The sequence below is a fragment of the Arthrobacter sp. 05L44 genome (assembly GCF_056397605.1).
This window is the reverse complement of the sequence record NZ_JBFTNS010000002.1, coordinates 119,512-140,806: the sequence shown is the minus strand read 5'-3', so window position 1 is coordinate 140,806 and position 21,295 is coordinate 119,512. Positions and strand designations below refer to the sequence as shown.

19 protein-coding genes, 2 tRNA genes and 1 riboswitch are annotated in these 21,295 nt (G+C 68.6%); of the genes, 3 read left to right on the top strand and 18 right to left on the bottom strand.

The features are described 5' to 3' along the window. Window positions 1-56: 56 nt before the first annotated feature. Window positions 57-977, top strand: coding sequence for a LysR family transcriptional regulator (locus tag AC1DHY_RS05925; protein ID WP_476879540.1), 921 nt, complete (start codon window positions 57-59; stop codon window positions 975-977). A gap of 3 nt (window positions 978-980) precedes the next feature. Here the strand turns inward: AC1DHY_RS05925 and AC1DHY_RS05920 are convergent, their stop codons facing one another. Beyond that, window positions 981-2,423 (bottom strand): aldehyde dehydrogenase family protein, encoded by a 1,443-nt coding sequence (locus AC1DHY_RS05920; protein WP_476903309.1) that lies wholly within the window; start codon window positions 2,421-2,423, stop codon window positions 981-983. Between the two features lie 99 nt (window positions 2,424-2,522). Between AC1DHY_RS05920 and AC1DHY_RS05915 the strand changes: the two genes are divergently transcribed. After that, on the top strand, window positions 2,523-3,029 hold the full coding sequence (locus AC1DHY_RS05915) for a DUF2004 domain-containing protein (protein ID WP_476903308.1): 507 nt from the start codon (window positions 2,523-2,525) through the stop codon (window positions 3,027-3,029). A gap of 160 nt (window positions 3,030-3,189) precedes the next feature. On the opposite strand, the gene metE is transcribed toward AC1DHY_RS05915, so the two are convergent. Next, a complete protein-coding gene (gene metE, locus AC1DHY_RS05910; RefSeq protein ID WP_476903307.1) occupies window positions 3,190-5,532 on the bottom strand; it encodes a 5-methyltetrahydropteroyltriglutamate--homocysteine S-methyltransferase in 2,343 nt (780 codons plus the stop codon). Between the two features lie 52 nt (window positions 5,533-5,584). Continuing rightward, entirely contained in the window at window positions 5,585-6,544 is a 960-nt protein-coding gene (locus AC1DHY_RS05905; protein ID WP_476879543.1) for a methylenetetrahydrofolate reductase, read from the bottom strand. Between the two features lie 442 nt (window positions 6,545-6,986). On the opposite strand from AC1DHY_RS05905, the gene AC1DHY_RS05900 reads away from it, so the two are divergent. Further along, complete coding sequence (locus AC1DHY_RS05900) at window positions 6,987-7,184, top strand: hypothetical protein (protein WP_476879544.1); 198 nt, start codon at window positions 6,987-6,989, stop codon at window positions 7,182-7,184. 10 nt (window positions 7,185-7,194) lie between these two features. Here AC1DHY_RS05900 and AC1DHY_RS05895 read toward each other — a convergent pair whose 3' ends face one another. The 15 genes from AC1DHY_RS05895 to thiD all read right to left on the bottom strand — a co-directional run bounded on the left by AC1DHY_RS05895 (window position 7,195) and on the right by thiD (window position 21,162). Continuing rightward, window positions 7,195-8,397, bottom strand: coding sequence for an ROK family transcriptional regulator (locus AC1DHY_RS05895; RefSeq protein ID WP_476879545.1), 1,203 nt, complete (start codon window positions 8,395-8,397; stop codon window positions 7,195-7,197). 133 nt (window positions 8,398-8,530) lie between these two features. After that, window positions 8,531-9,733, bottom strand: a complete 1,203-nt coding sequence (locus AC1DHY_RS05890; RefSeq protein WP_476903306.1) for a class I SAM-dependent methyltransferase — start codon at window positions 9,731-9,733, stop codon at window positions 8,531-8,533. A 50-nt stretch (window positions 9,734-9,783) separates the two neighbouring features. Next, window positions 9,784-10,944 carry an NAD(P)-binding domain-containing protein gene (locus AC1DHY_RS05885; protein WP_476879051.1) on the bottom strand — a complete coding sequence of 387 codons (1,161 nt, stop codon included), beginning with the start codon at window positions 10,942-10,944 and terminating at the stop codon, window positions 9,784-9,786. A gap of 65 nt (window positions 10,945-11,009) precedes the next feature. Beyond that, window positions 11,010-11,082: transfer RNA gene (locus tag AC1DHY_RS05880), tRNA-Ala, on the bottom strand. Window positions 11,083-11,269: 187 nt separating this feature from the next. Next, window positions 11,270-11,342, bottom strand: a tRNA-Ala gene (locus AC1DHY_RS05875). A 116-nt stretch (window positions 11,343-11,458) separates the two neighbouring features. After that, window positions 11,459-11,860, bottom strand: coding sequence for a ribosome silencing factor (rsfS, locus tag AC1DHY_RS05870; RefSeq protein WP_476903305.1), 402 nt, complete (start codon window positions 11,858-11,860; stop codon window positions 11,459-11,461). Between the two features lie 111 nt (window positions 11,861-11,971). After that, window positions 11,972-13,333 carry a hypothetical protein gene (locus AC1DHY_RS05865; protein WP_476879049.1) on the bottom strand — a complete coding sequence of 454 codons (1,362 nt, stop codon included), beginning with the start codon at window positions 13,331-13,333 and terminating at the stop codon, window positions 11,972-11,974. A 7-nt stretch (window positions 13,334-13,340) separates the two neighbouring features. Then, window positions 13,341-14,012, bottom strand: coding sequence for a nicotinate-nucleotide adenylyltransferase (gene nadD, locus AC1DHY_RS05860; protein ID WP_476879048.1), 672 nt, complete (start codon window positions 14,010-14,012; stop codon window positions 13,341-13,343). A gap of 14 nt (window positions 14,013-14,026) precedes the next feature. Continuing rightward, entirely contained in the window at window positions 14,027-14,260 is a 234-nt protein-coding gene (locus tag AC1DHY_RS05855) for a hypothetical protein (protein WP_476903477.1), read from the bottom strand. A gap of 92 nt (window positions 14,261-14,352) precedes the next feature. Then, window positions 14,353-15,687, bottom strand: coding sequence for a glutamate-5-semialdehyde dehydrogenase (locus AC1DHY_RS05850; RefSeq protein WP_476879047.1), 1,335 nt, complete (start codon window positions 15,685-15,687; stop codon window positions 14,353-14,355). Window positions 15,688-15,713: 26 nt separating this feature from the next. Next, window positions 15,714-16,865, bottom strand: coding sequence for a glutamate 5-kinase (gene proB / locus AC1DHY_RS05845; protein ID WP_476879046.1), 1,152 nt, complete (start codon window positions 16,863-16,865; stop codon window positions 15,714-15,716). After that, window positions 16,855-18,444, bottom strand: coding sequence for a GTPase ObgE (gene obgE, locus AC1DHY_RS05840; protein WP_476879045.1), 1,590 nt, complete (start codon window positions 18,442-18,444; stop codon window positions 16,855-16,857). The genes proB and obgE overlap by 11 nt, the downstream gene beginning before the upstream one ends. A 115-nt stretch (window positions 18,445-18,559) precedes the next feature. Then, window positions 18,560-18,823, bottom strand: a complete 264-nt coding sequence (gene rpmA / locus AC1DHY_RS05835) for a 50S ribosomal protein L27 (protein ID WP_009372867.1) — start codon at window positions 18,821-18,823, stop codon at window positions 18,560-18,562. A gap of 60 nt (window positions 18,824-18,883) precedes the next feature. Further along, a complete protein-coding gene (rplU, locus tag AC1DHY_RS05830; protein ID WP_090953333.1) occupies window positions 18,884-19,192 on the bottom strand; it encodes a 50S ribosomal protein L21 in 309 nt (102 codons plus the stop codon). Between the two features lie 368 nt (window positions 19,193-19,560). Then, window positions 19,561-21,162 carry a bifunctional hydroxymethylpyrimidine kinase/phosphomethylpyrimidine kinase gene (thiD, locus tag AC1DHY_RS05825; RefSeq protein ID WP_476879043.1) on the bottom strand — a complete coding sequence of 534 codons (1,602 nt, stop codon included), beginning with the start codon at window positions 21,160-21,162 and terminating at the stop codon, window positions 19,561-19,563. Next, window positions 21,152-21,249: riboswitch (TPP riboswitch) on the bottom strand. It overlaps the preceding gene by 11 nt. Window positions 21,250-21,295: the final 46 nt, after the last annotated feature.

Below are 21,295 nucleotides of genomic sequence, written 5' to 3'. Positions count from 1 at the left end.
GCCAGAATGAAGCGGGATTTCGGTCCCGGCTCACCGTAACCACTGAAGGGCAGTCCGTGATCAACCCCGTGCACCTCCGAACGCTGGTGGAAGTGGTCCGGCTGGGCTCCTTCGCCGCGGCCGCCACCAGGCTGGGTTACACGGCGTCGGCGGTGTCGCAGCAGATGTCGGCGCTGGAGCGGGACACCGGGGTGGATTTGTTCCAGCGCTCGGCCCGCAGCATCCATCCCACGGAAGCCGCCGTCGTAATGACCCGGCACGCGTCCAAGGTCCTGACGGACATTGACGCGCTGATGGCCGCGGCCGCCCGGACCAGTGACAGCGCCAGCCAGGAGCTCCGGCTGGGCATCTTCCCGAGCCTTGCCACCTATGTGCTCCCCCGCATCCTGCAGAATCCTGACTGGAAGAAACTGGGGATCGAGCTGCGGGTGTCCGTGGCCGAGCCGGGCCAGACCATCCAGGGCCTGCGGACCGGCGGCGAACTCGACGTCGCCCTGGTCTATCAGGTGGGCCAGTCCGGGCTGGCGTGGCCGCATACGGTCAACCGGCAGTGGATTGGTGACGACGACTTCCGGGTGGTGCTGCCGGCGGCCTGGGGCATCGGTCCCGGATCCAAGGTTGCGGCCGACCACCTGTCCGACATGCCGTGGATCATGCACCACCCCGGGACGTCCGACGCCACGGTCATTGAACGCCTGTTCGCCAGCTGCAACCTGCACCCGCGTGTGGTGGCGTACAGCGACGACTTCCACGCCAGCCTGGAAATGGCGGCGGCCGGCCTGGGCGCGGCCCTGGTTCCGGAACTGGCCCTGCTGCACCGGCCGGCCGGGGTGGTGGTGCTGGACGTCCCCGAGATCCGGCTGGCCCGCAACGTTTTTGCCCTGCTTCCCAAGGAGCAGCAGACGGCCCAGGTCCAGCTGTTCGTGGAGCTGCTCTCGGACACGCTGCACAAGCTGGGAACCACGCGCCGGGAGTGACGGCTAGGGGGTCCGGCGCTTCTTCGCGCGCTTCCAGGCTGCTTTCCCGGTCGCTTGGCCCGCCGTCTTCCCGGCCGGAGCCACCAGGGTGCTGATGATCCGGTCCTTGAGCGTGGTGTACGGCGGGTAGATCAGTTCCAGGGTGTCCGGCCGCGTGGGTTTGGACAGCGTGGCTCGCTCGTGGGAGAAGGTCCGCAGGGAGTGCTCCCCGTGGTAGGCGCCCATCCCGCTGCCGCCCACCCCGCCGAACGGCAGGCCCGGCACCATCAGGTGCGCGGCAGGCACGTCGAAGCACAGCGCCCCCGAGGAGGTCTGCCCGGCGAACGCCCGCCGGGTGTCGGCGTCGTCGCTGAACACGTAGAGGGCCAGCGGCTTGGGACCGGCGTTGATGGTCCGGATCGCATCGTCCCGCCCGTTGACCGGGACCAGCGGCAGCAGCGGGCCGAAGATCTCCTCCCCCATCACGGCGTCCCCCGGCGCCGGGCGCAGCAGCGTCGGCTCGAAGTACCGGCTCGCCGCGTCCCGGCCCCCTCCGTGCACCACGGTGCTGGTGTCCGCGAGCGCGGCGATCCGGTCGAAGTGCCGGCGGTTGATGATCCGGCCGTAGGAGCCGCTGGCCGCCGCGTCCGTCCCGAACAGCGCGGTGATGGCCTTGACCAGTTCGGCTTCCAGGGGCTCAAGGACGTCCTCTGCGGCCAGGACGTAGTCCGGCGCCACACAGGTCTGCCCGGCGTTCATGAACCGGCCCCAGGCAATCCGCTTGGCCGCCTTGGCCAGGTCCGTGGTCGCGTCGACGTAGGCCGGGGACTTGCCGCCGAGCTCCAGGGTGACCGGCGTCAGGTGTTCGGCCGCAGCCCGCAGCACCACCTTGGCGGCCGCTTCGCCGCCGGTGAAGAAGATGTGGTCGAACTGCTCAGCCAGCAGCGCGGTCGCCTCGGGGATGCCGCCTTCGACCACCTCGGCCGCGCCGGGCAGGTAGTCCGGAATCCAGCGCGCCAGCGCCGCTGAGGTGGCGGGGGCATGCTCGCTGGGCTTGAGCACCGCGGTGTTGCCGGCCGCGAGGGCGCCGGCCAGCGGGGCGAGCAGCAACTGCAGCGGGTAGTTCCAGGGCCCGATCACCAGGACCACACCCAGCGGAGTGAGCTCGGTCCAGGCTTTCGCCGGCTGGACGGCCAGCGGAACGGGAACCGGGCGCGGCCGGAGCCAGGCTTCCAGGTGCTTTTCGAGGTGCGACGCTTCCGCGGTGACGAACCCGATTTCCGTCAGCTGCGCCTCGGTTCCGTGCTTGCCCAGGTCAGCGGCCAGGGCGGCGGCGAACTCGCCCCGCCGCTCGGTGAGCATCCGCCGCAGGTTGCGGAGCTGCTCCAGCCGCCACGCCTGCGGGCGGGTGGTTCCGCCGTCGAAAACGGCGCGGGCACGGGCGACGGCGGCGGCAACAGTTTGCATCCGATCAATGTACCGGTCCCCCGCCGGACTCCGCCGCCGGTATCGGATAAATGCCGGGCGGTGCTGGAACGGACCACTTTTGAGGACTATGTTGAAGACATGAGCAAGGTAGCGAGCCGGCACTTTGGGGAGATCGAGCTCAACCACGGGCGTGACCACAACTTCGCCGCTAGACACGAACTGGCCGGCCAGCCCCTCGAGCTGGACCTCAACGTCGACGCCCATGACCATTTCGACGAGGCCGCCATGCACAAGGTCGACTACCGGCTGCGGTTCCTTCCGGAGCTCGTGGACCAGGTCCGCGAGATGATCGCCGAGGAGCTGGAGCAGGACGGCACCAGCCCGCAGGAGTATCTCCGTTTCCATTGCAACGCGCTCAAGCCCGAACACCTCAAGCAGGTGTTCGGCGTCGAGGAGAAGTCGCAGCTGACCAACCAGGTCTTCCTGAAGGCCCTCAAACTCGGCCACGTGGGCATCTACCCGGGCCAGCCGGAACGGTACTTCGTGCTGGACTTCACGCTCGGCGCGCACTTTACGGACGAGATCCTGGTCGCTTCGGCGGACGAGGACGGCGTCGTCGATGACGAGATCCTCTGGGAATCCTGAATCGATTGCTCCGAGGATGCCCTTTTGACCCCTCAGAACGGCGCCTACTCAGCAATCGATGACTGAAACGGACGACGCCGGCCGGTCACCCTGCGGGAGGCCGGCCGGCGCCGTTTGGTGCCGTCGATTGGTGAGACGGGCTTTGGAGCGGACCCTGGTGTTACTTGGCCGCTTCCAGCAATCCTGCGCGGACCACCTTGGTGGCCTCGACCAGGTTGCGCAGCGACTCCTCCGTCTCGGCGTAACCGCGGGTCTTCAGGCCGCAGTCCGGGTTGACCCAGAGCTGGCGCGACGGAACGTGCTTGACGGCGGTGCTGAGCAGGTCGGTGACTTCCTGCTCGCCGGGGACGCGGGGCGAGTGGATGTCGTAGACGCCCGGGCCTACGCCGCGGCCAAAGCCGTGGGATTCGAGATCGTGCACTACCTCCATGCGGGAGCGGGCGGCCTCGATCGAGGTGACGTCGGCGTCGAGGCCGTCGATCGCGTCGATGATGGCGCCGAACTCGGAGTAGCACAGGTGCGTGTGCACCTGGGTGGCGTCGCCGGCGCCGGCCGTGGCCAAGCGGAACGACTTCACGGACCAGTCCAGGTACGCCGCCTGGTCCGCCTTGCGCAGCGGCAGGAGTTCGCGGAGGGCGGGCTCGTCCACCTGGATGACCTTGATACCGGCCGCCTCGAGGTCGGCGATCTCGTCGCGGAGGGCCAGCGCCACCTGGTTGGCTGTCTCGCCGAGCGGCTGGTCGTCGCGGACGAAGGACCAGGCCAGGATGGTGACCGGGCCGGTGAGCATGCCCTTCATCGGCTTGTTGGTCAGGGACTGCGCGTACTTGGCCCATTCCACCGTGATCGGGGCGCTGCGGGTGACATCGCCCCACAGGATGGACGGACGGGTGCAGCGTGAGCCGTAGGACTGGACCCAGCCGTGCACTGTGACGTCGAAGCCTTCGAGGTTTTCGGCGAAGTACTGCACCATGTCGTTGCGCTCCGGCTCGCCGTGGACCAGGACGTCGAAGCCGAGCTCTTCCTGCAGCTCCACGACGCGCTTAATTTCGTCCTTCATCAGCTGCTCGTACTGCCCGGTGCTGAGATCTCCGCGGTTGGCGCGGGCCCTAGCAGTACGGACCTCGGCGGTCTGCGGGAAGGACCCGATGGTGGTGGTGGGCAGCGGCGGCAGGTGCAGCGCCTCGGCCTGCGCGGCTTCGCGGACGGTGTAGGCGGAACGGCTGAAGTCGGCGTCGGTCAGGGCTCCGGTGCGGGCCCGGACCTCGTCCCGGCGGACACCCTCGGCGGCTGCGCGAGAGGCGATGACGCGGGTGGCCTCGTCGATCGCAGGCTGGACCGCCGCGGCGTCACTCAGCAGCCCGGCGAGGGTCACCACTTCGACGGCCTTCTGGTCGGCGAACGCGAGCCAGCTGCGCAGCTGCGCCGAGAGCTGGACTTCCTCCTCGACGTCGTGCGGGACGTGGGCGGTGCTGGTGGAGGTGCTGATCGCGAGGCGGGACACCGAGTTCTGCAGTTCCGCGATTTTCGCCGCCGAGGCCGCGAGGTCGTTGCGCCAGATGTTGTGGCCGTCCACGACGCCCGCCACCAGGGTGGTGGTGCCCAGCGCGGCCAGGGCGGCGGCGGAAGGAACGTCGCCCTTGAAGACATCCAGGTGCAGGGCGTCGATGCCGGTAGCGGCGAGGGTGCCTAGCTGGCCGTTCAGTGCACCGTACGGGGTGGAAACGAAGAGCTGCGGCCGGTGCGCGGCGCCGGTCAGGACCTCGTAGGAGCGGGCGACGGCGGCCTGGATCTCGACGGCCGGGGTGTCCTGGTCCACAACAAGGGCGGGCTCGTCGAGCTGGACCCAGCTGGCTCCGGCCGCGGCGAGCTTCTCCAGCAGGGCCGTGTATACGGGGAGGACGTCCTCCAGGCGGGACAACGGGTTGAAGACCGCCGGCGCGTCGTCCGACGCCTTGCTCAGCAGCAGGAAGGTGACCGGTCCGACGATGTAAGGGCGGGTCTCGATCCCGTTGGCGAGGGCGTAGGCGAATTCGTCCACGATCCGGGTGGAGGTCAGCGCGAAGCTGGTCTCGGGGCCGATTTCCGGGACGAGGTAGTGGTAGTTGGTGTCGAACCATTTGGTCATTTCGAGCGGCTGCTGGTCCTTGGTGCCGCGGGCCAGGGTGAAGTAGCCGTCGATGTCGAGCTGGCCGTCGGCGTCGAGGAGGTTCCCGAAGCGGGCGGGAACGGCGCCGAGGTGCGCGGCTGCGTCGAGCACCTGGTCGTAGTAGGAGAAGGTGCCGGGGACAGCCGCGGCTTCCACCAGGCCCAGGTCCTGGAGGCGCTTGGCGGTGCCGAGCTGGATCTCCTTTGCGGCGGCGTCCAGGACGGCGGCGTCGATGGCGCCGGCCCAGTAGGCCTCGACGGCTTTCTTCAGTTCGCGGCGGCGTCCGATGCGCGGGTAGCCGAGGAGCGAGGCGGCCGGGAACGGGGTGGGGACAACGGTGTTCTGATCAGTCATGGGAAGTCCTAAGTGTTGGGTGGTGCAGTGGGAAGAAAGTGTGGGCTGCCGCTCAGCTGGCGAGCTGGCGGCGGGCGGACGGGCGCTGGTGGCCGCGGTGCGGGCGTGGCAACGCCAGCTTGTCCAGCACGTCGAGGGCACTGGCGTGCTCGTTGAAGGTGTAGAGGTGCAGGCCGGGCGCGCCGGCATCCAGGGCGGCGTTGGCCAGGTCCACCGTGGCGCTGACCCCGATGCGGTTCCGTTCGGCGTCGGTGTCCGCGGCGGCGAGCCGTTCGAGCAGCTCGGGTGCCGGTTCGACGCCGGTCAGTTCACCCAGCCGGGTGAGCCGGCGGATGCTGGTCAGCGGCATCACGCCGGGGATGATCGGGATGGTCACGCCGGCGCGGCGTGCCCGGGACAGCAGCTGCGCGTATTGCTCGGTGTGAAAGAAGACCTGGGTGATGGCAAAGTCGGCGCCGGAGCGCTGCTTGGCGAGCAGAACCTCGACGTCGTGGGCCTCACTGGGCGATTCGGGATGGCGGGTGGGGTACGCCGCCACGCCCACCGCGACCTTCCCGGCGCACAGCAGCGCTGACCGGCGTTGTTCGACCCGGCGGATGAGCTCGATCAGGTCCTGGGCGTATCGCAGGGATCCCTCGGCCGGTACTCCCCCGTCCTTGGGCTGGTCGCCGCGCAGGGCGAGGATGCCGCGGACGCCGACGTCGAGGAGTTCGCCGATGATGTCGGCCAGTTCCTGCGGGGTGTTGCCCACGCAGGTCAGATGCGCGAGGGGGCGCAGGGTGGTGTCCTGCACCAGCCGGTTGATGAGTTCGACGGCGGTGTTCCGGTTGGAGCCGCTCGCCCCGTACGTGACCGATACGTAGTCAGGACCGGTGGCTTCGAGTTCGCCGATGGTGGTCCAGAGCGATTTGGATGCCGCGGGTGAGCGGGGCGGAAACAGTTCGTAGGACAGGGCGACGGGGGCCGCGCCGGCAAGATTTGGATGGGTGTCAATGAGGCTTGGTGGCGACATTTGCGTCCTTGGCTGTGAGCCATTGGTGCCTGCCGGGCCTGATGCGGCCTGCTGGCACCAATGAGTTGAGTTTGGGGAACACGGAGGGAACTTCAGCAGGGCGCAGCCGCGACTGTTACGCCTGGTACGAAGTTGTCCGTGAGCAAATGTCAGGCCCACATGGGGGCACCCACACCCTCCTTGGCTGCCCGTGGAATGTTCCGTCGGGCGGGCCTGCAGCGGAGGATCGCTGACACGTTACCGCGGTAACTTGTGTACGACTTTAGGGGCCGCCGGGGCGGCATTCAAGCCGGCAGCCGAATTAAGACGAGACTTTACGCCTGTTGGCGGCATGCGGCAGAAGATTCTTCGTTGGAAAGGCTGCTTTTATGGCCAGCGCCTCACCGGAACCAGGGCACCACGGCCCCTCCCCCTGGACGCGGCGCAGGTCTATTCTGGGGGCATGATCCAGCTTCCAGCCAGCTACCAGGAGTATCTCGCCGGTAAGAGCGAGAGCCTCATCAACACTGTCCGGCCGATCCTGATGCAGTCGGCGGCGGACCGGTTGCACGGCGTCCGGGTGGTGGTGCACCCGCACGACCATCAGGCGCACCTGGACGACACCATTCCGTTCGGCACCGTCATCGAGGACATCGACTGAAGGTTCCGGGCTAGCCGTCCAGCAGGAGGCGCTGCGAGCGGGGCGCCAGCGTGTGCTCAAGGACCAGACACGCGGCCCCGACGGCGCCCACGTCCTCGCCCACGCCTGTGCCTACCACTTCGATGCCGTGGATCTTACGGGTGGCGCTGCCCTCCGCGATGAACCCCGGGATAAGCTCCAGGTAGGCCGGGGATAGGCATGACCAGAAAGGCCCGCCAAAGACGACGCGGTCCACGTCCAGGGCGTTGGTCACCGCGGAGATGGCCCGCCCCACCAGGACGGCGGATTTCCGGATGATGTCCAGCGCCACGGTGTTCCCGCCGTAGGCCAGGGCGCAGAGTTCGGCGAAGCGCTCCTGGATCACGGGGGCACTGCGGTCCTCGGAGGCGCTGTCAAGGACCCCGGCAGCCTCGGCCTGTGCCACCAGGACCTGCGGGATGGCCGAGGATTTCACGCAGCCGCGCTGGCCGCAGTCACACGGGGGCCCGTCGGGATCCACGATGATATGTCCGATTTCCCCGGCGTTGCCGGATGTGCCGCGGACCACTTCATCGTTGAGGACTATGCTGCAGCCGATCCCCGAGCCCATGTACATAAACACAAAGCTGCCCGCGCCGCTGGGACCGCCGGCCCAGGTTTCGGCGACGGCTGCGCTGGTGACGTCCTTGTCCATCAGCGTGGACAGCCCGGTGGCCTCGGCCAGGGCGTCCCTCAGTGGAACGCGTTCCCACCCCGGCAGCAGCGGCGGGTCCACCACCGCGCCTTCCTCGAGATCGATCGGGCCCGGCGAGGCGATGCCAAGGCCTGCGACCTTGGCCCGGTCCACGCCGGAGTCCTCGATGAGTTGCAGGATCTCGGCGGCGATGGTGGCGATGATGGACTGCGGCTCGGGGCGGGACGGGGTCTTGATCCGTGAATGCATCACGACGGCGCCCACCAGGTCCAGCAGGACGAAGGTCAGGACGGCGGGATCCAGGTGGACTCCGACGGCGTACATCCCGCCCGGGTTCAGCCGGAGCATGGTCCTGGGCTTGCCCGGGCCCGTGCCTTCCTTGCCGGCCTCGACGATCAGGTTCTGGTCCAGCAGGCGGCGGGAAATGTTGGAAATGGTCTGCGGTGAGAGGCCCACGATCTGCGCGAGCTCGACCCGGCTCAGCCCGCCGGGGGCGCGCCGGATTGCGTCCAGGATGACTGTGAGGTTGAAATCCCCCATCCGTGGAAGGTTCGTCCCGCGCCGCGGCGAGGGTGTTCGGATCTCAGTCACTGATACCTCTAAACGTCTTCGGCCAAGCACTGCTGATCTCAGAATGGTACGTTACCGGCGGCCTCCGGCCCCACAAGGAGCGTCAGAGCGGGCCGGCAGCGCCCGTGCCGGGGCGCCGGGTGCTGGCGGTGACCGTGAATTTCGGGTTGCGGCCGATCTCGCGGGTGGGGCCCACCAGTCGCTCCAGGAGCGGCCGGTAGTGCAGGTGGCTGTTGAACACCGTCCACAGCTCCCCGTCCGGGGCCAGCACCCTGGCGGCGGCTTCGATGAGCTTGATCCCGGCGCCGGCATGCACGGCTGCCCCGAGGTGGAACGGCGGGTTGAGCAGTACAAGCCCGGCACTGGCGTCCGGCATGGTGCTCATGGCGTCGTCCTGCAGGACCTCGATCTGCCCCTCGAGCCCGTTGGCCAAAGCCGTGGCCCGTGCCGACTCCACGGCCGCCGCGGACCGGTCGGTGGCGGTAACCCGGGCGTCCGGGTGGCGGCGCGCGTACATGGCCGCGAGGATGCCGGTGCCGCAGCCGAGGTCGACGACGTGGCGAGCACTCGGTATGTCGTCGAGGAAGTCCAGAAGGAAGCGGGTGCCGATGTCCAGCCCAGTGCCGGCGAAGACGGCCCCCCGGGCGCAGATTGAGAGGTCGAGGCCGGCGTTCCGCTCTGTGACGGGGAACGGCGCAGGGCCGGTGGCCGGCCGCGCTTCACGGGCCAGCAGGAGCCGCGATTTTTGCCGGGCCAGCTGCGGCTGCACCGACCCGAAGTAGCGGTCCAGGACAGCATTCATGCCCAGGCTCATGTGTTTGACCCTGCCGCCCGCAAGCAGCACCACGCCGGGCGCCGCGTGGCGGGCTACGGCGTCGGCGATCTCTTCCAGCTCGGCGAGCGAGCGGGGCAGCTGGAGGAGGACGACGCCGGCACCCGCCACGGTCTCTTCCAATGACAGCTGGACGAATTCCTCAGTGAGCCCCGTGGCCGCCGCGTTCCGGAGCAGGGCGCGTTCGCCGGTAACCAGGTCCTCGTGCACGCGCACGGCGCCGTTCTGTGGGCCCGTGTCCGGCCCGGTACCCTGCTGACGGCGCAGTGCCAGCAGGCCGAGGGTCAGCGCGCCATACCGGTCGCCCACGACGGCGACGGGTCCGTCCGACGGCAGCAGGGCCTCGGACCTCAGGTCCGAGGCGGTGTCCAGCAGCAGGCGGTCGGTGGCGTCCCAGGCCTGCAGGTTGGCCGCTTCGACGTCGGGAAACCTCCGGAGCCGAGGGAAAAGGGAGTCAAGAATGTGGTCCGCCACGCGGGGCTTTACCGCCGTTCCTTGTCGGGCCGTCTCAGATCAGGCACGGGTCAATTGCCACGCTCTACGTTATCGGAACCGGCCAGCAGCCGGACCATCGCCGTCACAGCCGCACGCCCGGCACGGTTGGCCCCGATGGTGGAGGACGACGGGCCGTAGCCAACAAGGTGGACGCGTGGCTCCGCGGCGACCTGCGTGCCGTCCATGGCGATGCCGCCGCCGGGACCCCGCAGGCGCAGCGGCGCGAGATGTTCCAGTTCGGCCCGGAAGCCGGTGGCCCAGAGGATGACGTCGGCGGGCAGGAAGCCGCCGTCGGCCAAACTCACTCCCCCGGGTTCTATGCCGGTGAACATGGGCTGGCGCTGCAGGACCCCGCGGGCTTCGGCGGCGCGCAGGGCTGGGGTCCAGATCAGGCCGGTCACGGCGACCACGCTCTGCGGCGGCAGTCCCTGCCGGACCCGTTCCTCCACGAGGGCGACGGCGTTGTGGCCCGCTTGCCGGTCAAAGGCTTCGTCCCGCCAGACGGGCTCCCGCCGGGTGAACCAGGTGGTGCTGGTGACCCGGGAAATTTCGTCCAGCAGGCCCACGGCGGAGATTCCGCCACCGACCACCACCACGTGCCGTCCCCGGAACTCCTCGGCCGAAACGTAGTCGGCCACGTGCAGCTGGCGGCCAAGGAAGCTCGCCTGGCCCGGGTAGATGGGCCAGAAGGGCCGGGTCCAGGTCCCCGTGGCGTTGATGAGTGCCCGGGCGGACCAGGATCCCCGGGAGGTGGTAATCCGGAGCCGTCCGGCCGGGTCGGCATCTTCGCGGGCAACGGAGTGGACCTTAACGGGCCGCTGGATGGCGAGGCCCAGCTGGGTCTCATAGCCGCCGAAATAGCGTGAGAGGAAGCTGGAGCTTGCCTCCGCCGGGTCCACGGAGGGTTGCGGGATGCCCGGAAGGTCGCTGATGCCGTTCACGGTGGCCATCAGCAGGCTCTTCCAGCGGTGCCGCCAGGCACCGCCGGGGCCGTCCTCGGCGTCGAGCACCACATAGCTGCGCTGTTGCCTGTCGTCGCCCGAATCGCCCGGACCCTGGGCTGGCGCCGGCGCCGGCCGCAGCGCGGACACGAAGCCCCGTCGCTGCAGGTGGTAGGCGGCCGAGAGCCCGGCCTGTCCGGCGCCGATCACCACAACATCGGCGAATCGAAGCGGCCGGGTTTCGTTCACGGTCCCCATCCTAAGCCAGGCTTAAATGACTCGAGGTCCCGCTCAGTGAGCGGGACCTCGTTCGGTGGAGCTGAGGGGACTCGAACCCCTGACCCCCTGCATGCCATGCAGGTGCGCTACCAGCTGCGCCACAGCCCCGAATTTGTTGTTCATCTGGGCTTCCGGAGAAGCCCGCCGATCAAGCAACCTGATTAGCGTAATCTACATTTCCCGCGGACGCTAATCGGCAGAGGGTGTGCGTCGATGCCGTCCGAAACCGGCGTCATTCGGCGGTCGGAACACAAAAAAATCCGCCGGAATCTTACGATTCCGGCGGATCATTCGGTGGAGCTGAGGGGACTCGAACCCCTGACCCCCTGCATGCCATGCAGGTGCGCTACCAGCTGCGCCACAGCCCCGAATTTTCGCTGCCCCGGTTTCGTTCTCTCCGAAGCAACTCAAATATCTTAGACCAGCACTTCCGAAAATTCCAAATCGGGTATATTCGGGGTTCCGCGCCGGAGGGACGCGGCGCCTAGTCGGTTTCTGTAGCTGCGCCGGCCTTCGCGGAGGCGTCGTCGCCGAGCTGCAGGTCCACGACGGGGCAGTCCTTCCAGAGGCGTTCCAGGGCGTAGAAGACGCGGTCTTCCTCGTGCTGGACGTGGATGACGACGTCGGCGTAGTCCAGCAGTACCCAGCGGCCGCCGGAGCGCCCTTCACGGCGGACGGGCTTGAGGTCGAACTTGGACAGTTCGTCCTCGATGCCGTCGACGATTGCGTTGACCTGGCGCTCGGACGGAGCGGAGGCGATCAGGAAGACGTCGGCGAGGGCAAGCCGCTCACTGACGTCGAGGCCCACAATGTCCTCGGCCAACTTTTCGGCGGCAGCGCGGGCTGCGTGGCGGGCTGTGGCGATGGATGAATCGGTTGCAGTCACGGGACTCCTTGTTGAAGATAAAACCTGGTGATTATTGAAAATTGTTGCGGAGGCTCATCCGCTGGTGCGGTCACCGGCCCGACGCCGGGACCTGCCGGGGCTTCCCGGCGGTTAGTGCGCCATTCCGGTGATAATCAGGATGATGCCGGCGATGAGCGCCAGCAGCCCCAGGGCCAGCACGCCAAGCTGCAGGGCGCGGAGGCGCTGCGCCCTGCCGAGGCCCGCGGTGGCGGCATCGAGTGGATCCAGGCCGTAGGCGGCATTGGCGGCTACCGGTGGCCGTGCGGCGAAATCCTCTTCCACTGCCTGGACACTGGCGTTCTCCGGCTCGGCGGCGCGGGCCGGACGACGGCTTGACGCGGCCTGCGCGGCCGCCTCGGCACGGGCCAGGACGCCCGCGCGGCCATTGACCGCCGCTGCGTCCCGCTTCCGCGGCTGGCCGTTCCGACGGGAGGTCTTTGAAGGCTGCACCTTCGGGCTGGAATTGGTGACCAGCGGGACGTAGGAGGTGGCGGGCCGCTTCATGACCGGCCGCTCCACGCCGGGCACCTGGACGAATTCCAGCGGGGTGACCATGGCCAGGTTGCTGGCCGTCGAGGGGTCGTTCTTTGGTGCTTCGGTCCGCTGCTGCGCCGGCTGGCTGTTCTGCTGGGCCAGTTTTTGCTTGGCGGCGGCCCGCCGGTTGAGGACGGCTGCGCGCTCGGCCAGGGCGATCTGCTCGGCGAGCATTTCGGGGTCGACGGCGTCCGGGTCCGTGGCAGCGATGTGCTCCATCTTCGCCACCTGGTTCCGGGCCTGGGCGGCGAGGAGTTCGCGCGCGGCCAGAGCCTGCTCCACGCTCATTCCCTCCGGAAGCTTCCCGTCCGGTTCGTTACCCGCTTCAGCTGCCTGCGCCGCGGGCGACGTGCCCGGAGTAGGCTCAGCGTCCGCCGCGGGCGCCGTGTGCTGGGCGGCCTCGGGCTGGTCTGCCGGTCGCTTCGCAGCCGGCGGCACGGCCGGGTGGGTGCGGGTGCGCGGCGACGGGACGATCGGATTGGCCGACGTGGCGGGCGCAGTTTCCTCGGCGAGTTGCTGGAGCCGCAGCTGCCGGCGGGTGGGCGGGCCGCCGGGTGAGAGCTGGCCTTCCTTTTCCGCGAGTTCCTTGATGGTCCGCAGTGCTGCGCGGTCGCGGGCGCGGACCTGGGATGACCGTTCTGCGGGGGTGGACGCAGGGACGGAGTCCACGGGGCCGGGGATGCGGCGGCGGCCGGTGGTCTCGGCCTCCGTAGGAGCCTCCGGGCGTTCCGAGAACGCGGGGGCGGCCTCCTCCGGCTGTGGTGCTGAGCCCGCGGAGCCCGCGGAGCCCTCCTGGCCCGGGGCAGCCGGAGCAGCGCCGGCACCGTCGGTACCGGCGCCGGGCTTGGTGTCCTGGCGTTCATCCCTGGCCTGGCGCAATTCGCGGCGGCTGCGGATGGGAGGCTGTTCCTGACTCATTAAAGGCTCATTCGGTGCTGGCGGTTAGGTGGGTCTCGCGGGCCGGCCGGGGCTCCTGGTGTTCCGGTTCGGGGCTGGCCTGGCCGTCATAGAGATCGTATTTGGCAATGTACTGGACCACGCCATCCGGCACGAGGTACCAGACGGGGTTTCCTGCGGCCACCCGTGCCCGGCAGTCCGTCGACGAGATCGCCATGGCGGGCACCTCGAGCAGGCTGACGTCCTTGCGGCCCATGCCGTCCAGCACGTGGCCCGGGCGGGTGACACCCACAAAGTGGGCCAGGGACCAGAGTTCGTCGATGTCTTTCCACGACAGGATCTGGGCCAGGGCATCCGCGCCGGTGATGAAGAACAGGTCCGCATCCGGCCGCAGCGTGCGGAGGTCCCGCAGGGTGTCGATCGTGTAGGTGGGACCCGGGCGGTCGACGTCGACCCTGCTGACGGTGAAGCGCGGGTTCGATGCCGTGGCAATGACCGTCATGAGGTACCGGTGCTCGGCCTCGCTGACTTTTTTGCTGCTTTTTTGCCAGGGTTGCCCGGTGGGGACGAACACCACTTCGTCGAGGTCGAACTTCGCCGCGACCTCACTGGCCGCTACCAGGTGGCCATGGTGGATGGGGTCGAACGTGCCACCCATCACACCCAGCCGCAGGCGGCGCTTCGCGCCGTGCTGCTTCACTGTGGCGGAAATAACTAGTGGCCCTGGCCGTGGTCGTGCTTGTTCGGGTGCTGGCGGTGCGGGTCCGCGTGCTCCTCGACGGCCTCGTGGCGCTTGCCAAGGTTGCCGTAGGAGAGCGTGATGAACATCAGGACCAGCAGGAACACGAACATGGTGCCGCCAATGACGAACGGCGGCGCGATGAGCGGCGCGAGTTCCTCGTGTTCGACCGCTGCGGCGATGGATGTGGCGATCTGCTGGAACAGCATGTTCTCCCCTAGTGAGTTCACAAAAAATACGATTGTTGGACGACGGCGGTATGCGCCCTCGTCCCTGGCTTCTGTTCCATGTTACCGCGTTACTAGCCGCGGATCTGGCCTTCGCCCTGCACGATCCACTTCGTGGTGGTGAGCTCGGTGAGGCCCATCGGGCCCCGGGCGTGCAGCTTCTGGGTGGATATGCCCACCTCGGCGCCCAGGCCAAGCTCCCCTCCGTCGGTGAACCGGGTGGAAGCGTTCACGATGACCGCGGCCGAATCGATCTCGGCGATGAACCTCTCGGCGTTAGCGAGGTCGTTGGTGAGGATCGCCTCGGTGTGTCCGGTGGACCAGGTACGGATGTGCCGGACTGCTTCATCCAGGCTGTCCACCATGGCCACCGCCAGGTCCAGGTCCATGTACTCGGTGGCCCAGTCCTCGTTGGTGGCCGGCACCGAGTCGAGGCCGGCCGGGAGCGCGGCCCGGATCCGGTCGTCCGTGTGCAGCGTGACACCGGCTTCGCGCAGGGCGGCGGCGACGGCCGGGAGCACGGTCGAGCCGGAGTGGACCAGGAGTGTCTCGACGGTGTTGCAGACGCTGGGGCGCTGGGTTTTGGCGTTGAGCAGGATGTCGACGGCCATCTGCTCGTCTGCCGAGGCGTCAATGAAGATGTGCACGTTGCCTTCGCCGGTTTCGATGACCGGAACGGAGGAGTTAGTGACCACGGTCTGGATCAGGTCGCGTCCGCCGCGGGGAATCAGGACGTCCACACGGCCGCGTGACTTCATCAGGACGTTGGCGCCGTCGCGGCCGAACTGGTCCACGGTCTGGACGGCGTCGGCGGGCAGGCCGACCGATTCCAGGGCGTCGCGGAGAATCCCCACCAGCGCCTCGTTGGTCGCTGCGGCAGCGCTCCCGCCGCGGAGGATGACGGCGTTGCCGCTCTTGAGGGCCAGCCCCGCAATATCGACGGTGACGTTGGGACGTGCTTCGTAGATCGCGGCGACAACGCCCATGGGCACGTTGATCTGGCGCAGGCGCAGGCCGTTGGGCAAGGTCTGGCCGCGAACCACGTTGCCGACCGGATCGGGCAGGTTGGCGAGGTTCTCCAGGGCCGCGGCGAGGGCCTGGACCCGGGCGCCGGTCAGGGTCAGCCGGTCCAGCAGCGCCGCGGAGGTGCCGTTGTCCCGGCCCGCGGCGACGTCCCTGGCGTTGGCGGACAGGATTCGGTCCTGGTGCTGGAGCAGTGCGGCGGCCACGGCGCGCAGTCCGCGGTCCTTCCAGGCACGGTTGGCACGGGCCATCCGGCGGGAGGCCTCCCGGGAGCGGTCGGCGATGGCGTGCACGGCTGACTCGACGTCCGTCACGGCCGGCGGCAGGCCCGTGGAGGGCGCGTCGTGAACCGGCAGGTCGGGGTGCGAAGTCAGGGCCTCAGTCATGCTCCAAGTTTAGGCGAGCAGGCCGCTTAGACCAGCACCAGGTCGTCAACATGAACAACTTCACGGTCATAGCCGCGCCCCAGCGCCTTGCCGAGTTCCCGGGTGGAGCGGCCCAGCATCTGGGGCAGTTCCCCGGCGCCGTAGTTGACCAGGCCGCGGGCCACGACGGTCCCGTCGGTCCCGACCATCTCCACGGCGTCGCCGGCTTCGAAGTCGCCGCTCACGGCGGAAATGCCGGCGGGCAGCAGCGAGGTGTGGCGGTCCCGGACGGCCCGGACAGCGCCGTCGTCGAGCACCAGGGTCCCCTGTACGGATGCGAGGTGGGCCAGCCAGAGCAGCCGGATCGGTTTCCGGGCGCCGTTGACGGAGAACCAGGTTCCCACGTCCTCCCCCGCCAGCGCGGCGGCCGCGTTGGGGGTGGAGGTCACCAGCGCACTGATTCCGGATCCGGCGGCGATGGAGGCGGCCTCGACCTTGGTGACCATGCCGCCGGTGCCCACGCCGGCTTTGCCGGTGCTGCCGATGGAGACGCCGTCGAGGTCGCGTGGGCCGGTGACGCTGGCGATCCGTTTGGCTCCATGCGAAGGCGGACCGTCGTACAGCGAATCGACGTCGGAGAGCAGCACCAGGGCGTCGGCGCGGACCAGGTGGGCCACCAGCGCCGCGAGCCGGTCGTTGTCGCCGAAGCGGATCTCGTGGGTCGCGACGGTGTCGTTTTCGTTCACCACGGGGACGACGCCGAGGTTCAGCAGCCGGTCCAGGGCACGGAACGCGTTGGTGTGCTGGCTGCGGCGCATGAAGTCGTCCGCGGTCAGCAGGACCTGGCTCACGGTCACGCCGTGCGCGCCGAAGGCATGGGTGTACCGGGCCATCAGCAGGCCCTGGCCCACACTTGCGGCAGCCTGCTGGGTGGCGAGGTCGCGGGGGCGTTTCGCCAGGCCCAGCGGGGCGAGCCCGGCCGCGATCGCGCCGGAGGAGACGAGGATGATCTCGGTGCCGGCGTTCCGCTTGTGCGCCAGGGCGTCGGCGAGGCCGGTGAGGGCTTCCTCGTCGATGCCGCCCTTGATGGAGGTCAGGGACGAGGAGCCGACTTTGACCACAATCCGGCGGGCACCTGCGAGCAGGGCCCGGCCGGGAGCCGCCCCGGTTCCGGGCGCCACGACCGTGTTACTCGTCATCGGCTTCGCCGAGTCCACTCTCCTTGAGCGGCTGCGGTGCGCGGCGGGAGCTGACCGATTCGGTCCAGATCCCGGCCTTCCGCTCGGCCTCGAGCTCGGCCCGGGCGGCGGCCTTGGCATCCCGGCGTTCCTGCTGCTCCTCGCGCTTCTGACCGCGGGTGGGGCGGTCGCCGATGTCGGCGAAACGCACGTCGGTGCCGCGGGGTGAGGCGAGGAGTTCCGCGCCGGCCATCATGGTGGGCTCCCAGTCGAAGACGACGCCGTCGTCCTCGCCGATGACCACGGTGTCGCCCGGCTTGGCGCCCTGCTTGAACAGTTCGCTTTCGACGCCGAGCTTGGCGAGGCGGTCCGCGAGGTAGCCGATGGCTTCTTCGTTGGTGAAGTCGGTCTGCTTGACCCAGCGCACGGGCTTCTCGCCGAGCACGCGGAAGAGCGGCTCGAGGTTCTTCTCCTCGCGGCGGATGGTGAAGCCGCTTTCGTTGACGGCGCGGGGCCGCAGGACGGGTGCCTGGACCTTCGGCGGGGTCGCGGCCACCGCATCACGGGCGGCCTTGACGATCTCTGCCATGGCGAAGCCCAGCTGGCGGAGGCCCTCGTGGCTCGTGGCGGAGATTTCGAACACCTTGTAGCCGCGGCTTTCGAGTTCCGGGCGGACGAATTCGGCCATGTCCTTGCCGTCAGGCAGGTCCACCTTGTTCAGGGCCACCAGGCGGGGGCGGTGGTTCAGGGGCACAACTTCGCCGTCGGAACCGGCGTAGCTCATGTCGACTGCGTACTTCTCAAGTTCGGCTTCGATGACGGAAAGGTCAGAGAGCGGGTCGCGCTCGGATTCGAGCGTGCCGCAGTCCAGGACGTGGACCAGGGCGGCGCAGCGTTCGACGTGGCGCAGGAAGTGGTGGCCCAGTCCCTTGCCCTCGCTGGCACCTTCGATCAGGCCCGGGACGTCGGCGATGGTGAACCGCACGTCGCCGGCCTGGACGACGCCGAGGTTGGGGATCAGCGTGGTGAACGGGTAATCGGCGATCTTCGGCCGTGCCGCGGACATCGCGGCGATCAGGCTGGACTTGCCGGCGGAGGGGAACCCGACCAGGGCAATGTCCGCGATGGACTTCAGTTCCAGGACGATGTCGCTGGATTCGCCTTCAATGCCGAGCAGCGCGAAGCCGGGGGCGCGGCGCTTCTGCGAGGACAGGGCGGCGTTGCCCAGGCCGCCGATGCCGCCGGCCGCGGCGATGAACTCGGTACCTTCGCCCACCATGTCGGCCAGGACGGTTCCGTCCTTGCTCTTGACGACGGTGCCCTCGGGAACCGGCAGGATCAGGGTTTCGCCGTTCTTGCCGCCGCGCCAGTCGCCCATGCCGGGGCCGCCGTTGGTGGCGTGCCGGTGCGGGGCGTGGTGGTAGTCGAGGAGGGTGGTGGTCTGCGGGTCGACGCGAAGGATCACGTCGCCTCCGTTGCCGCCATTGCCGCCGTCGGGACCGCCGAGGGGCTTGAATTTCTCGCGGTGTACGGAGACACACCCGTGGCCGCCGGTACCGCCGGATACGTGCAGTACTACCCGGTCTACAAAGCTCGCCACGTGGATCTCCTCAGTGCTGTTCCCCGGACCGCAAAAGGTCCAAGTTGATTGTAATGCGGTTAAAACACCGGTGGAGCGGACCTACTGGTCCGCCCCACCGATTTAGAACTGGTTGTTACTCTGCAGCTGCAGCAGCCACGATGTTCACAACGCGACGACCACGGCGGGTGCCGAACTCGACAGCACCGGGGGTCAGGGCGAACAGGGTGTCGTCGCCGCCGCGGCCGACGCCGGCGCCCGGGTGGAAGTGGGTGCCGCGCTGGCGGACGATGATCTCGCCTGCGGAAACTACCTGGCCGCCGAAGCGCTTGACGCCGAGGTACTGGGCGTTGGAGTCACGACCGTTGCGAGTGGAGCTCGCGCCTTTTTTATGTGCCATTTGAAATGCCTGCCTTTAAAATTCTGGGGAATCTGTTGAAAACCTGAACAGTAACGCTAGTTACTTGATACCGGTGATCTTGACCTTGGTCAGTTCCTGACGGTGACCCTGGCGCTTCTTGTAACCGGTCTTGTTCTTGAACTTCTGGATGACGATCTTCGGACCACGGAGGTCTTCGAGGATCTCAGCCGTAACCGTTACCTTGGCCAGGTCCGCAGCAGCGGACGTAACCTTCTCGCCGTCAACCAGGAGCAGGGCGGGCAGCTCGATGGTGCTGCCGGCGCCACCGGCGACGCGGTTCAGGGTAACGAAGTCTCCAACGGAAACCTTCTCTTGGCGGCCGCCTGCGCGGACAATCGCGTACACCACTTGGGGGACTCACTTCTCTCGACGTTTATTACTAGATTTGCGTGCGGAACCTGGGGCCACATTTTGTAGACCGGCTCACGCTGTGCCTCAACGCCGGTGGATTCCCCGGGGGAACCCATGAGCTATACCGTGGAAAGTCCTGCCCGGAGTACGGGTGAACTGTTCATCAAGGTCATAACCCAAGTGTTGGCGTAAGCACCGAAGATCTAGACTACGCTAATTTTGCCTTCGGCCGCAAACGAGGCCGGCTCCGGAGAGTGATGCGTGACGGCCGCCACACCCCGTCCCCGAGGGGCTGGAGCGGTGCTGCCGCGGCGACTTCCGGAACCGCGCCCCATAATGTTACCGGCCGCAGGGCCGGGGCCGCGTCAGGCGTGCAGCCTCGGCGCGTCGAAGAACGCCACCTCGTAGTCGCAGGACTGCCGGAACGCCTCGGTCATGGCGGTCCGCTCCGACTCGAAACCGCGCCGGGCCGCGGCGTCGGTGTACCGGATTGCCTGCCGCGTAGCCTCGGCGAAGGCCTCGTCGGCGTAGGTGCGAAGCCACTCCGCGTAGGGGTGCTCGGCCGGCGCGCCGGCGTCGAGGTATTGCCTGTGCAAGGTTGCGCCCACCTCGGCGTAGAGCCAGAAACAAGGCAGCGCTGCCGCGGTGAGGACGCCGTAACTGCCCAGCGAGGCCGCGAGGAGATGGTCCACGTAGGCCTTCGTGACCGGACCGGGCCGCGCCTCCCCCGCGCGTCCGGCCAGCCAGGTCCGGTGCAGCTCGGATTCGACCTCGAGGCACTGTTGCGCCGACCGGGCCCAGAAGAGCTGTTCCGCTTCCGACGGCGCCAGGGCGGCCGCGCGGGCCAGGACCCGTGAATAGCCGTTGAGGTACAAGGCGTCCTGGCGCAGGTAGTAGGCGAACTCGTGTTCGGGCAGGGCGCCGCTGGCCAGCCCCCGGATGAAGTCCAGACCATAAATAGCGTCCAGGCCGCCGGTGGCGATCCCGTCGAGGCCCTCGGCGAAGTCGCCGTCAGCCGGCGGCCGGGCGCCGGTTACGTGGTGGAAGTGGTGCACCGGGCCGTTGCCGGTGCCAACTTCGAGGCGTCCGGCGTCCGCCAGCGCCCCCTGAAGCCACGGTTTGACTTCCCGCAGCGCCGCTTCCCAGTCCTGGCACCGGACCTGGGCGGTGGCCAGCGCCGAGGACAGGGAACAGCCCGTACCGTGGCTGTTGCGGGTGGCGATCCGCTCACCGGGCACCTCCACGGTCTCCCCGCGGAGCACTCCCCCGGTGTTGACCAGCGCGTCCGGACAGGTGCCGCCATCGGGCAGGTGTCCGCCCTTGACCAGCACCGTGGTCCCGGTTTGCGCCGCGAGGCGTTTGCCCTGTTCCAACGCCCCGGCCCAGTCCCGGGCGGTCGGTTCTCCGACCAGGATGGCGAGCTCGGCCAGGTTGGGGGTGATGAGGTGCGCCAGGGGCAGGAGGGACCTCAGGGCGTCCTCCGCGGATTCGCGGAGCAGCCTGTCGCCGCTGGTTGCCACCATGACCGGGTCCAGGACGACGACGGCGGGCCGCACCTTCTCGAGCCAGTCCCGGACGGCGGTAATCACCGCGGCGTCGCCGAGCATCCCGATTTTGACGGCGTCGATGGTGATGTCATCGCTGACAGCCTCGAGCTGGGCGGTGAGGAAGGAGGCCGGGGGCACGTGCACGGCCCGCACACCCCGGGTGTTTTGGGCGGTCAGGGCCGTGACGGCGGCCATCCCGTAGCCTCCGTTCGCCGCGATGCTCTTCAGGTCCGCCTGGATGCCGGCCCCGCCGGACGGGTCGGACCCGGCGATGGCCAGGACGCGGGGTATCCGGGCGGTAGCGGGCCGCGTATGGGCTGCCGCCCGGCCCGGGAACGCCGAATGCAGGATGGGGGCAGGGCGGGAGGGGTCCGGCTGGGCCGCCGGGGGCGCGGTTACCTGCGGGGTGGTTGAAAGCATAAGACATCCCTTCGCCGGTGCTAACCGGACAGGTTCAACGGGTCTGGATCTCAGCCGGCTCGATGCGCGGCACCCCGTGTCAGTTCCCCAGCCTAGCCGCCCCGCAGCTCCGGGCCGTTAACGCACTCGCGGG